Source organism: Synechococcus sp. 'PEA 65AY6A-5F PE A', assembly GCF_047462575.1.
In the GTDB taxonomy this organism is placed as follows: Bacteria; Cyanobacteriota; Cyanobacteriia; order Thermostichales; family Thermostichaceae; genus Thermostichus.
Window position 1 is genome coordinate 112,394 of the sequence record NZ_JAOALE010000003.1, and the last position, 11,382, is coordinate 123,775.

General features: G+C 62.0%; 12 protein-coding genes. 5 read left to right on the forward strand and 7 right to left on the reverse strand.

All coding sequences use genetic code 11. The features are described 5' to 3' along the window. The first annotated feature begins 118 nt into the window (after positions 1-118). Positions 119-943 (forward strand): PhzF family phenazine biosynthesis protein, encoded by an 825-nt coding sequence (locus GG26_RS02090; RefSeq protein ID WP_240527368.1) that lies wholly within the window; start codon positions 119-121, stop codon positions 941-943. A gap of 61 nt (positions 944-1,004) precedes the next feature. On the opposite strand, the gene GG26_RS02095 is transcribed toward GG26_RS02090, so the two are convergent. Next, a complete protein-coding gene (locus GG26_RS02095; protein ID WP_011430252.1) occupies positions 1,005-1,988 on the reverse strand; it encodes an apocytochrome f in 984 nt (327 codons plus the stop codon). A 174-nt stretch (positions 1,989-2,162) separates the two neighbouring features. After that, positions 2,163-2,681 (reverse strand): cytochrome b6-f complex iron-sulfur subunit, encoded by a 519-nt coding sequence (locus GG26_RS02100; protein ID WP_011430251.1) that lies wholly within the window; start codon positions 2,679-2,681, stop codon positions 2,163-2,165. A gap of 173 nt (positions 2,682-2,854) precedes the next feature. On the opposite strand from GG26_RS02100, the gene GG26_RS02105 reads away from it, so the two are divergent. Beyond that, positions 2,855-3,172 (forward strand): DUF3067 family protein, encoded by a 318-nt coding sequence (locus tag GG26_RS02105; RefSeq protein WP_041439037.1) that lies wholly within the window; start codon positions 2,855-2,857, stop codon positions 3,170-3,172. Positions 3,173-3,273: 101 nt separating this feature from the next. On the opposite strand, the gene GG26_RS02110 is transcribed toward GG26_RS02105, so the two are convergent. From GG26_RS02110 to GG26_RS02120, 3 genes are read right to left on the reverse strand one after another with little or no spacing between them, the layout of a single operon-like run. Beyond that, positions 3,274-4,611 (reverse strand): DUF815 domain-containing protein, encoded by a 1,338-nt coding sequence (locus tag GG26_RS02110; RefSeq protein ID WP_414388671.1) that lies wholly within the window; start codon positions 4,609-4,611, stop codon positions 3,274-3,276. After that, a complete protein-coding gene (locus GG26_RS02115; RefSeq protein ID WP_041439036.1) occupies positions 4,580-4,897 on the reverse strand; it encodes a hypothetical protein in 318 nt (105 codons plus the stop codon). Before GG26_RS02115 ends, GG26_RS02110 begins: the two co-directional genes overlap by 32 nt. A 38-nt stretch (positions 4,898-4,935) precedes the next feature. Continuing rightward, entirely contained in the window at positions 4,936-6,807 is a 1,872-nt protein-coding gene (locus GG26_RS02120) for an FAD-dependent oxidoreductase (protein WP_414388673.1), read from the reverse strand. 76 nt (positions 6,808-6,883) lie between these two features. On the opposite strand from GG26_RS02120, the gene metG reads away from it, so the two are divergent. Then, positions 6,884-8,434, forward strand: coding sequence for a methionine--tRNA ligase (gene metG, locus GG26_RS02125; RefSeq protein ID WP_414388675.1), 1,551 nt, complete (start codon positions 6,884-6,886; stop codon positions 8,432-8,434). 3 nt (positions 8,435-8,437) lie between these two features. Here the strand turns inward: metG and GG26_RS02130 are convergent, their stop codons facing one another. Both GG26_RS02130 and GG26_RS02135 read right to left on the reverse strand, forming a co-directional pair. Beyond that, positions 8,438-8,965 carry a hypothetical protein gene (locus GG26_RS02130; RefSeq protein ID WP_011430245.1) on the reverse strand — a complete coding sequence of 176 codons (528 nt, stop codon included), beginning with the start codon at positions 8,963-8,965 and terminating at the stop codon, positions 8,438-8,440. Then, positions 8,962-9,333: a YtxH domain-containing protein gene (locus GG26_RS02135; protein ID WP_011430244.1), complete on the reverse strand. Its 372-nt coding sequence runs from the start codon at positions 9,331-9,333 to the stop codon at positions 8,962-8,964. The genes GG26_RS02130 and GG26_RS02135 overlap by 4 nt, the downstream gene beginning before the upstream one ends. A 183-nt stretch (positions 9,334-9,516) precedes the next feature. On the opposite strand from GG26_RS02135, the gene deoC reads away from it, so the two are divergent. Together deoC and recO are read left to right on the forward strand one after the other, a co-directional pair. Then, entirely contained in the window at positions 9,517-10,218 is a 702-nt protein-coding gene (gene deoC / locus GG26_RS02140) for a deoxyribose-phosphate aldolase (protein WP_011430243.1), read from the forward strand. Continuing rightward, positions 10,215-11,120 (forward strand): DNA repair protein RecO, encoded by a 906-nt coding sequence (gene recO / locus GG26_RS02145; RefSeq protein WP_011430242.1) that lies wholly within the window; start codon positions 10,215-10,217, stop codon positions 11,118-11,120. Before deoC ends, recO begins: the two co-directional genes overlap by 4 nt. Positions 11,121-11,382: the final 262 nt, after the last annotated feature.

The window sequence follows — 11,382 nt, forward strand, 5'->3', positions numbered from 1 at the left end:
AGCCGGCTTTCCAGCCTGACAATAGCCCCTTTTGGCGGGATCTCCCTTTTTGTCGGGTACGGTTGGGTGCGGATCCCCCTACTTCTGGGCCTGTTGTGGGATCATGGCCTGAGGTAGGTTGGGCAAGCAGGTGCGGATCCCGTTGTTTCAAGTGGATGCGTTTACGGCAGTGCCTTTTAAGGGCAATCCGGCAGCGGTGTGTTTGCTGCCTCAGGAGCTGCCGGCAGCTTTGATGCGAGCAATTGCGGCGGAGAACAATCTGTCGGAAACGGCTTTTTTGCTGCCCCAGGGATCCGAAGGCGAGGTTCCCCACTATGGGCTGCGCTGGTTTACTCCCACCACGGAGGTAGAACTCTGTGGCCATGCCACGTTGGGCAGCGCCTATGTGCTCTTGACCGAGATTCACCCGGAAGCTCAGGGGGTGGCCTTTTCCACCCGCAGTGGCCGGCTGCAGGTGCGGCGGCAGGGGGAGCGGCTGGCGATGGATTTTCCCGCCCAGTTCCCGCAACCCTGGCCGGAAGGCCAAGAGCAGGTGGCTGCGGCATTGGGGATCCCTCCTCTGGAGTTGTACCGCGGCAGCATGGGGGTAGCGGTGCTGACTTCGGCCCAGCAGGTGCAGCAGCTGCAGCCGGATTGGGAGCGGGTTCAGGCACTGCCTGTTTCTGGGTTGATCGTCACTGCCTCGGGAGGGGATCTAGAAGACCAGCCAGATTTTGTCTGTCGTGTTTTTGCCCCCCAGTTGGGGATCCCGGAGGATCCGGTGACCGGGTCTGCCCAGTGCCTGTTGACACCCTATTGGTCGCAGCGCCTGGGCCGGACTGAGCTCAAAGCCCGCCAGCTCTCGGCGCGGGGAGGCGAGCTGTGGTGTCGCGATCTCGGCACTCGGGTGGAGATTGCCGGGCAGGCGGTGCTGGTGATAGCGGGAGAGCTGAGGATTCCCTAAAAAAACACCCCGGCTGGCTCCGAGGTGCTGGGAAGACTCTCGCGAAGAATAAGTGCGCAAGCTAGCCCAAAAGTTCTGCCGCCTGGATGAGCTCCACTTGCTTTTTCTTGAGCACTAGCAGAAGCTGGGTGATGGCCACCGCTGCCAGGAAGGCCACCAACCACTTCACCCGTTCCGGGTTCTGCAGCACCAGATCCCGCTCCACTTGGCCAAAGCCGCCCACGTTGGGGTTGTTGGTAACCGGATCCCCTTCTTGGACGCTGTCGCCAATGTTAACCACCAACTCCGGCCCCGGCGGCACCACCAAGTGCTTCAGTCCGCCTTCAGTCTCGAAGCTGAGCACCCGCGTGCCCGGCAACTCGTATTCGGGCGGCACCAGGGCGGCCAGCTCAGGCGGCAGATCGCTGAGGTCAGATTCGATGGTGGCGATGCTTGTCAGACGACCCGTGGCAGGAGCGCGGAAGACGTTGTTGTTGCTGAGGCTGCCATCGGGGTTGATCTGGCCACGACCGCGGTTGGCGCCAATGTAAACCCGATATTTCATGAAGGCCACGGAGGGATCCTCCTTCGGGTCAGGGGCGACCACCGGGAAGACGATTTCCTGGTGCTGCTCGCCGGGCAGGGGACCCACCAGGAGAATGTTGGGCTTCTCGTCGCTGTAGGGAGTGATGTAGGTCTCAGCGGTTTCCTGGCGCTGCTCCTCCGTCATCTCCTCCTCGGTGGCCAGGCGGAAGCCTTCTGGCAACACCACCACAGCGCCAACGTTCAAGCCGCCCTTGCTGCCATCCGCCAACACCTGTTGCTTGCTCAAGTCATAGGGGATCCCGACCTTGATGGTGAACACCTGGCCCGGGGTAACTGCCTGCGGCACTTCGGCACGGGCAGGCATGGCGTTCAGGTGGCAGTTGGCACAGACGATTTTCCCGGTGGCCTCGCGCGGGTTGTCGTAGGCCATCTGGGCGTAGTACGGATAGGCTGCTGCCGGACGGGATCCCGTCCCCAGCAACAGCAGCAGCGCACACAAGGCCAAGTAAATTCGCTTCATAAGTTAGCTCAGAATCTCAATCAAAATTCTCGCAAGCCCTTTGGGGCAATCTCCTCAAAGCTCACAACTCATGCTCTAGCCAGGACTAGCGCAGCAACCTCTCTGGCCTTTTCCCCCACTTCTGACCCGGCTGTGGCCCCTTACAGGGGTCTCTCTGGAGCCTATCGTAACGCCTCAGGCCTCGCGGAAATCGGGGCCTTGCCAGGGGCTGAAGCGAACGTTGTCGCCGTCCACCGTGGCGCTCACCAGCTCCAGGGAGCGGGGAGCCGGCCCCCGGATGACCTTGCCGTTGGCCGCGTACTGGGATCCGTGGCAGGGGCACTTGAACAGGTTTTCCCCCGCGTTCCAGGGCACCACACAGCCGAGGTGGGTGCAAACCGCGTTGAGGCCGTAGTTGGCCACCGCCCCGTTGTCGATCACAATGTAGGTGGGATCCCCCTTCAAGCCTTGGGCCAGCACGCGATCCGTGGCGGCGTGAGTGGCCAACAGCTCACTGACGCTGATGGGCTTGCCGAGAGCATCTTGAGCTATCACACCTTCTCCTGCCCCACCGGAAGAGGGCGGAATAAAATACTTCACCACCGGGTAGAGGGTGCCCACCACCACCACCCCCACCGAGCTGCTGAGGAGGGCATTCAGAAAAACCCGCCGGCTCATGGGGGGTGCCTCGAAGTTGCTAACCGCTTCCGTCATAATGGCCAGTACAAACCTGAGAAGTTTTAATGTTCGTTGACAAACGACATCATCCTAACCGAGCTCCTTGGCTAATATCATTAAGAAATGCAAAGCTAAAGGAAGTGCAAGGGAAGAGGCGGCGGTTTTTCTGCTGCGGCCCAGCTCAGTCCCAACCCAATCCGAGCCAGACCATGACGGGATCCGACTTTCAAGCTTTGCTGCGGGAGAAGTGGGGCTATTCCTACGACGTGCAACTGCGCCGCATGGGGGGCAGGGTGGTTCTGTTGGTGATGTGGCGCTACCTGGAGCAGCCCTCTTTCCCCTTGAGCGAGGCCGAGTATCTGGCTCGCCTGGAGTCTGTCATGGCCCATTTGCAGGCGTGGGGCGTGTGGGAAGCGGTGCAGCGAGAAATTGAGGCTACCCGTCAGAAACCCCGCATAGGCAAGGCGGTGGCCATTCCTTTGAATTTGCAAGGGGTGGGAGAGCGCGCCTCCGAGTGGCTGCTGTAGTCTTCCTCGCCCCCGGCTCTTCCCTGAAGGGGAGTTTGCAATTGCAGCAACCGACAGGTTCGTCCCTATGACGAAAACTCCAGACCTCAGCCGGCCTGCGGCTATCCAACTTCCACCAGGCCGGCCTGCAAGGCATGCAGGAACTGGCGGGCGGTGCGACCGGAAAAGCCGTTCTGCTGTTGCGCCCAGAGGAGGGCTTGGCGGCGCAAGGTATCTAAAGGGTGCGGGAGGCCCAGCCGTTGCGCCAGGTGTTCTACCGTGGCCAGGTAGTCAGCTTGGCTAAAAGGGGTGAAGGTAAGGGTAAGGCCGAAGCGATCCCGCAGCGACAGCTTTTCCTGCACCGTATCCCAGGCGTGGACCTCTTGATCTTGGGGACTGGGACGATCGCCAAAAAACTCGCGGATAAGGTGGCGGCGGTTGCTGGTGGCGTAGAGACGGACGTTGGGCGGTGGTGGAACAAGATCTCCTTCCAGGAGCACCTTGAGCTGCTTAAACTCAGTTTCGTCGGCCTCAAAGGAGAGATCGTCCACAAACAGGACAAAGGGCAGCCCCCACCCTCCCAGATCTGCCAAGATCTGAGGCAATTGACCCAAATCTCCCCGTCTCAGCTCCAAAAGGCGCAGCCCCTGGGAACCGTAGCGGCGCAGCAACGCCTTCACCAGCGAAGACTTGCCGGTGCCCCGCGCCCCATAGAGCAGCACATGCAACGCCGGATCCCCCCGCAGCAGGGCTTCGGTGTTGGCAGCCAACTGCCGTTTCTGCCGTTCATAGCCGTAGATCTCTTCCCAGTCGGGCAAGTCGGGAGTGGGGATCCCCTCTAGCCCTGCCGGCCCCCAGCGAAAGGCCCAATAGCGGCCACAGAGCCCCACCCCCGCTCGGCGGTAGTGGGCGATCAGCGCCTCCAGGCTCAGGCCCCAGTCGGCAAAAGAGCGCGGATCCCAGCCAGGGCTCTCCCCTTCCCCATCCGGCCAAGGGATCCCCAGGCCCAGCGCCCGCATCTGCTCGGCAATGGTCTCCTGGCTATCGGCCAGGATCTGCAGGCAGCGGAGATCGTGGCGGGCCGCTTGCACAAGGGGGGCTGGGATCCCTTGGGGTCGAAGCGCCGCCCGCGAGAAAGGGTTATCGGCCCAGCGGATCTCTCGGATTAGCCACTCCCGCCAGCTCAAGCCCTCCTGGGCCAAAAGCTCAAACCAGCGTCCGTAGGCTCTCCAGCAGGGCAAGGGATCCCCGCTCATCAACTCCTGGGTGAGCTCCTGCCAGGTCAGGGCCAAGGGGTGGGTGCAGATGTCCCGGAATACCAGCAGCTTGGCCGCCGCTTCCGCCGCTTCTTCGAGGGGGGTCATCGCTTCAAGTCGCTCTAACTTGGCGTTGTCAAAGGGGCTGGGGGTGAGGGCCGGCCCAGAGCGCTTAGCGGGCATTGTCCCGCCGGCCCAGTTCATAGAGGCCTCCGCCAACGCAGGCAATCAGACCCCAGGAGACGGCCCAGCTGTTGCCCAAAGAGAGTTCGGTGAGGGCCACCACCACCGCTGCTGCCAGCAAGAAAGGAAGGACGCTGAGCAAAGAGGCCAGAGCTCCGCTGGGATCCCAGGCCAACTGTTTTTCCCAACCCTCCTGCAGGCGGCGGTGCAGCGGCGACAAGCCCCACATCAGCCCCAGACTCCACAGGGCTGTGGCCGCCCACAACGAAGGGCGGATCGCCTCCAGTCCCCCCAGTTCAACCCCCATAGCATCCATCGGCCAGCTCCCAACCTTGCCTTTCTAGGCTAGCGAGATTGGGCCCACTCAGTGGCGGTGATGGTGGTGCCGGGAAATTGGATGGGATTGCCCAGGCTCTGGATCTGGGCCTGGAGAGCCGGCAACAGCCGCAAGTCCAGCAGCGGCTCGCGCAGGATCTCCGCCGGGATCAGATCCCGCTCCAGGGCAAAGTGGGCCGTGTGGCCGGCGGCTGTGCCGATGGCCCATTCCACCGGGTGCACCCGATAGGAGGCGCTGGCAATGCGGCTGGTGGCAATGTTCTTGTTGCCGGCCAAGAGGTTGTCGATGCGCTGGGGGATCAAAGCCCGCAGTGGGATCTGGTAGGGGTAGCTGGGGGCCTGGGCATCCTGGTTGTGGCTGGGGGGCAGGGAAAAATCCGGCAATAGACAATCGTGAAAGTCGATGGGGTACTGGCCCACCCCCACCGAGTCGTAGAAAATAAAGGGCCGCCCGCGATTGAGCTCCGATTCTCGCGTGGTGATATCCGACTCGTAGATGGTAAATCCCTGCGGGTAGGCAGGGCTGGGCCGACCGATGATGCGCCGCGACTCGCGAATGTAGGGGTACTTGGAAAGGCCGCTGGCAGTTCCCATGGGGCTATCGGGCCCCCGCAGGTAGGCATAGCGCAGGTAAAAGTCTTTTTGAAAGTCGGGATCCGCCTGCTGCAACAGAAAATCCGTCCGCCCCGCCACCAGCCAGTAGAAAAAGCCCTTGGCATGCTGCTCGGCCCGCCGCAGCGCCTCCACCCGCAAGCCCCCCATCCAGCCGCCGGGATCCAGTTGGCCTGAGGCTTGCAGTTGCTCGTGGGTGAGAATCAGGTTCATCTCCGGCCCGGTGATGCGCCAGTCGTTGCCCCAGGTCCAGTTTTGCATGGATTGATCCCCCACCCGGATGGCCTCTTCCCCAAAGCCAAACACCTGGCCGCGGATGCGGCGGTAGGTAAAGACCATCCCAAAGTTAAAGCGTGGATGTTCAAAGCTGTAGTAGGGGCCGTGCAGCGGGTCGTTGTAGAACTTGGGCTTGATGGGCACCTGCGGCACAGCAGAGCGCTCCATAACAAAGGTGTAGGTAAACCCCTGGGTGCAGTAGGGATCCCTGTAGGGCTTGGAGCTGGGCTCCCAGCGGCTTTCCCCATCCGTGCCGAGGCGGTAGGGCACCCGCGCCAGCGGCAGCAGCTCGCCGGTTTCGGTAGCATCGATAACCACCCAGGGCAGGGTTTTGCCTTGGCGTTCTGGCGGCGGCTCAAAGCGCAGGATCTCTTTGTCCCAATCCTCGGTGGGCTCTAGGCGGTAAAAATCCAGAAAGTAGCTGGAGAGATCCCCCCGATTCTCCGGCTGGACGCCGGCGTGTTTGGGGATGTTGCGGATGGCCTGCACGCTGCGGATTTGGTAATCCTCGATCTGCAAGTCCTTGACCACCGTCTCGGTAAACAGCCGCAACTGCCTCGACTGCAGATAGGGATCCACCATCTCCCGCAGGACCTGGTGGCCCACCTGGGGCGAGAAGCAGAGCACACTCACCCAGCACTTGCCGGGATTGGGATCACCGCCGTACTTTTCCCGCACCCGGCGGCGAAACTCTCTATAGCCCTGGGGAAAGATCTCGTTTTCCCGCTGCAAGGGCCGCTCATCCAAAGCCGAGACCCCCTGGGCGCTCACCTGGCCGCCAATCCAGTCGGTGATCTCGGTCATGCACACCTGTCGGCCCAGTTGCAGAGCCTCGTAGGCCGCTGCCACCCCCCCCAGCCCGCCCCCGGCGATGAAGATCTCACAGGGGATGCGGGTTTCCGACAAGGGCTGGGCCAGAGCCGCCCCGGCGCCCAGGATCCCGGCCCCCACAAGGCCGCCGCCCCATCCCTTGAGGTTGAACAGAAGTTTCATCCCACCTCCGCCCCGTAACTGGGCCTGTCGGACTTTCCGGCAACTTTTATCATGGGGGAAAGCGCTGCGAGTGCTCATGCCGAATTCCACCTTCGTCATCACCACGCCGATCTACTACGTCAACGCTGCCCCCCACATCGGCAGCGCCTACACCACCCTGGCGGCGGATGCCATCGCCCGTTACCATCGCCTGCGGGGCAAGGATGTGCTGATGGTAACGGGAACCGACGAGCACGGCCAGAAGATCCAGCGCACCGCCGAAGAGCGCGGCCTTCCCCCGCAGCAGCACTGCGACGAGATCGCGGCCCAGTTTGCCCAGCTTTGGCAGTTGCTGGACATCCGCTACGACCGCTTTATCCGCACCACCGACCCTCGCCACAAAGCCATTGTGCGGGAGTTTTTCCAGCGAGTGTGGGATCGGGGGGATATTTTCGTTGGCCGGCAGCAGGGCTGGTACTGTGTTGCCTGCGAGGAGTTCAAGGACGAGTCAGAGCTCTTAGAAGGCGGATTTTGCCCGCTTCACCCCAACAAAAAAGTGGAGTGGAAAGACGAAGAAAACTACTTTTTTCGCCTCTCTCGCTACCAGGAAAAACTGGAAGCCCTCTATGCGGAGCACCCGGAGTTCATTCAACCAGAAAGCCGCCGCAATGAGGTGATCAACTTTGTCAAGCAGGGCCTGCGGGACTTCTCCATCTCTCGCCCCAGCGTCTCCTGGGGGATCCCCTTCCCGGCGGATCCCAGCCAAACCCTTTACGTCTGGTTTGATGCCCTCATCAACTACCTCAGCGCCGCCGTGGATCCCGAGGACGAGCCGACGCTGGAAAACGCCTTGCGCCGCTACTGGCCCGCCGATGTGCACCTAGTGGGCAAAGACATTGTCCGCTTCCACGCCATCTACTGGCCGGCCATGCTCATGTCGGCAGGGCTGCCGCTGCCCAGACAGATCTTTGGCCACGGCTTTCTCACCAAAGATGGCCTCAAGATGGGCAAAAGCCTGGGCAACACGCTGGATCCCTTTGAGCTGGTGCAGCGCTACGGTGCCGATGCCGTGCGCTACTATTTCTTGACTGAAATTGAGCTGGGCAAGGATGGAGACTTTAGTGAGGGCCGCTTCATCGAGGTTCTCAACGCTGACCTAGCCAACGACCTGGGGAACCTGCTCAACCGCACCCTCAATATGCTCAAAAAATACCAGCCCGACTACCGCATCCCCGCCGTCGAGATCCCTGCGGATCACCCCCTCAAAACCCTGGCCGAGCGCCTGGCCCCGACAGTGGCCGACGCCTACGAGCGGCTGGATCCCAGCTCTGCCGCCCGCAAAGCTCTCAGCTTGGCCCAGGCCAGCAACAAATACCTCGACGAGCAGGCCCCCTGGACGTTGCACAAACAAGGGCAAAGCGAGCAGGTGGCCCAGATCCTCTACGCCGTTTTGGAAAGCGTGCGCTGGGTGGCCGTGGCCCTTTCGCCCATCATTCCCAACCTCAGCTTCAAGATCCTGCAGCAGATGGGGTTTCCTTTGCAGGATGTCGCACAACTGCGCTGGGATCCCGATGCCCGTTGGGGCCGGCTTCCGCCTGGGCAAGAGCCCCAACCTCCTGTGCCCGTCTTCCAGAGAATACTCAAGTAGCTCCTAAGAATTGGCGGCATCGGGTTGGGAAGGCTGGGATCCCTCTGGTGTTGCCTTGCCGGCGGAAAGACCCATATCTCCCAAGGAAATGCTTGGCACAGCAGCAGAGAAAGAACGGCCAGCCTGGCCCGAGCGCAGCTGAGAGTTACCCATGGCGGTGGGGGGAGTCTCGCTGGACAGCGCCTGCCAGGCCGCCCGTACCCCTGCCCAAAAGCTGCGGACATTGACCTGAGCGCCGCGGGCTTGCTTGCGGGCCCCTTCCAGGGAGCGGTTCACCTGCTTCACCACCTGTCCGGCCCCCTTGACCCCTTCGTCGAGGCTGTCGGCGATCTCGCTCACTTCCAAGCTGGTCAGACGCAGAGCCTCCAGCGTGGGCGGTAACTCCCGCAGCAGCGTGTCGAAAAAGCGTTCCACGCTCTGGGCGGCTCGACCCAATTGAATGACGGCGGGCAACAGGGTCAGGATCACCGCCAAAATGGCCACTGCCACCAGACCTACCGAGAGGCCCAACCAAAATACCGGCTCGGTCATCGCGCCGCCTCCTCCCGACCTTGGGCTTCTGAGTCGGCTTCCTCCCGGGCGAGGGGACGCAGGTTTTGGGCTTGCATCAGCTCTTGCCGTTTCTGCAACATGGCTTCCCTGCCCACCGCCACTGCCTGCTGCAGCCGCAGCAGGGCCTCATCCAGACTTTTTTGGGCGGAGTCGAGCAGCTTTTCCGATTGGTATTGCAGGCTGGTGGTCACGTCTTCTGCCACTTCCGGCAGGGCCTCTGCCGATTTTTTCAGCAGTCGCCGCGTCTCCCGTCCGCTGCGGGGAGCCAAAAGCAGACCGATGACCGTGCCCACCGCCGTTCCCAACAGCAGCCCGCCGACAAACGCGCCAGTCCGGTTTTCCGCCATGCCTTGCCAGGGTTGAGGGGGGATACAGGTGGCCCCCAAACCAGACTATCAAATGATGCTGTGCTTTGCCGTGGAGGCGTCGAATTGGCTGAAATCTCAGGGGTAGGGGGGATTGGCTGCTGCGGCTGCTCTCCGGGATCCTTGGGGCTAAAGTAGAGGTAGTGCTGTGGGATCTGGCAACTGATGCTCTCTCTGGAGCCCAAGGGCCTGGCAGACGGCCCGATCAACTTGGCGGAGTACATCGACCATACCCTGCTGCTGCCGATGGTGACCCCAGAGGAGATCGACCAGGGGTGTGAAATTGCTCTGCGCTATGGCTTCCCCACCTTTTGTGTGCCTCCCTGCTACGTGCCGCGGGTGGTTGAGCGGCTGCACGGGTCGCCAGTACGGGTGAGCACAGTGGTGGGGTTTCCCCTGGGCACCAACACGGCGGAGGTCAAGCTCTACGAAGCTCAACTGGCGGTGGAGCAGGGGTGCCGGGAGCTGGATGTCCGCATCAACTTGGCCTGGCTCAAGGCGGGGGAGCTGGATCGCCTCCATGCCGAGATTGCCCAACTGGTGGAAGAAACGGGGGTTTGCGTCAAGGCCATTTTGGAAACTGCCCAGCTCACTGACGAGGAAAAAAAGCTGGCCGCCGAGATCTGCATGGACGCGGGAGTTGCCTTCTTGATGACCTCCACCGGCTGGATGGGAGGGGCGACACCGGCCGATGTGCAACTGCTGTGGCAGCTTAGCCGCGGCAGGGTGGGAGTCAAAGCTTCCGGCGGCATCCGCACCGTGGCGCAGGCGGAGGCGATGATCGCCGCGGGGGCGAGCCGCATCGGCACCTCCTGGGGGCTGGAGCTGATGCGAGAGCTGGAGGCTAGAGGAGCCGGCGGCCCATGAGCGGGGTCACCTACCGGGTGACGGGTATTAACCTCAAAGCGATGCCGCTGGGGGAGGCGGATCGGATCATTACTATTTTGACCCGCGAGCAGGGCTTGATTCGGGCGGTGGCCAAGGGATCCCGTAAGCAGCTTTCCAAGTGGGGAGGGCGGATGGAGCCCTTTGTTGTCAACGATCTGCTGGTGGCGCGGGGGCGTTGGTCGGCCCAAACGGATCCCTCGCAGTGTCTCCAGCGCATCGCCCAGGCAGAAACCCTGCAGAGTTTTCCCCGTCTTGGCCGCAGCCTGGCCCATCTGACGGCGGCGCAGTACTTGGCAGAGGTGGCCCTGCTTTTGGCCCTGCCCAACCAGCCCCAGGAAGAGCTGTTTGTGCTGCTGGTGGAGCATCTGGAGCGCATCGAGCAGGCCCCTGCGACAGAGGCCGTTTTGCCGCTCCTTGTCCATGGGCTCTACCACCTTTTAGTGGTGGGGGGGGTTGCCCCCTCAGTACAAGCCTGCTACTCCTGTGGGGAGGAGTTAGCAGGTGAGGCTTTCTTCTCTCCCCACGCGGGTGGCCTGGTCTGCGATCCTTGTCGGCTGGCGCAGCGGCTCAGCCCAGTTGCCTGGGTCTCCAGTTCTGTCCTGCAGGCCTTAGGATCCCTGCCCAACCCGACCTTGCCCTCGCTGGCCGAGCGTGCGCTGCCTCTGGCGAGTTGGCTGGCGGCAGAACGTCTGTTGCGGCGGGTTTTGGAGCTGCATGCCGACCGCGCAATCCGTTCCGCTGGCCTGCTGGCCAGTTGCTACTCTGTCCCTGTTGCCGAAACCCTCCCTCCTACCCCCAGTGGCCAGGGATCCCCAGTGGCGGCAGCAGCTTTTTCTGAGGAGGATTCCGAAACGCTTGGCAGCAACCTGAAGAAGTTGTGAAGGTATGTATCAAGTCGAGCAAAATAGCTGCACAATAAAGGGTTAAGGCGGGTTAGCAGCCGCTTCTGGATGATAAATTGGGTGGTAGAAAGTAACCTCTTAGTAACTTCTTACGAAGGCCTCTCAGGTTTGGCGGCGGTCGACCGGGGTAGCGTTTGGGGAGGAGTGCCACACCTGTGCTACCGAGCAGGAGCAAGTGAAGTTGAAGTTGGCGCTTTTAACAAGATTGAATCGACTGCCGGGCGAGCCTTCGGTGTTTGTT

What these genes read in the sequence shown, in the direction of transcription:
- GG26_RS02095 (WP_011430252.1), bottom strand. Translation starts at nt 1,988, where the DNA reads ATGAAGCGAATTTACTTGGCCTTGTGTGCGCTGCTGCTGTTGCTGGGG.
- GG26_RS02100 (WP_011430251.1), bottom strand. Translation starts at nt 2,681, where the DNA reads ATGACGGAAGCGGTTAGCAACTTCGAGGCACCCCCCATGAGCCGGCGG.
- GG26_RS02105 (WP_041439037.1), top strand. Translation starts at nt 2,855, where the DNA reads ATGACGGGATCCGACTTTCAAGCTTTGCTGCGGGAGAAGTGGGGCTAT.
- GG26_RS02110 (WP_414388671.1), bottom strand. Translation starts at nt 4,611, where the DNA reads ATGAACTGGGCCGGCGGGACAATGCCCGCTAAGCGCTCTGGGCCGGCC.
- GG26_RS02115 (WP_041439036.1), bottom strand. Translation starts at nt 4,897, where the DNA reads ATGGGGGTTGAACTGGGGGGACTGGAGGCGATCCGCCCTTCGTTGTGG.
- GG26_RS02120 (WP_414388673.1), bottom strand. Translation starts at nt 6,807, where the DNA reads ATGAAACTTCTGTTCAACCTCAAGGGATGGGGCGGCGGCCTTGTGGGG.
- metG (WP_414388675.1), top strand. Translation starts at nt 6,884, where the DNA reads ATGCCGAATTCCACCTTCGTCATCACCACGCCGATCTACTACGTCAAC.
- GG26_RS02130 (WP_011430245.1), bottom strand. Translation starts at nt 8,965, where the DNA reads ATGACCGAGCCGGTATTTTGGTTGGGCCTCTCGGTAGGTCTGGTGGCA.
- GG26_RS02135 (WP_011430244.1), bottom strand. Translation starts at nt 9,333, where the DNA reads ATGGCGGAAAACCGGACTGGCGCGTTTGTCGGCGGGCTGCTGTTGGGA.
- deoC (WP_011430243.1), top strand. Translation starts at nt 9,517, where the DNA reads ATGCTCTCTCTGGAGCCCAAGGGCCTGGCAGACGGCCCGATCAACTTG.
- recO (WP_011430242.1), top strand. Translation starts at nt 10,215, where the DNA reads ATGAGCGGGGTCACCTACCGGGTGACGGGTATTAACCTCAAAGCGATG.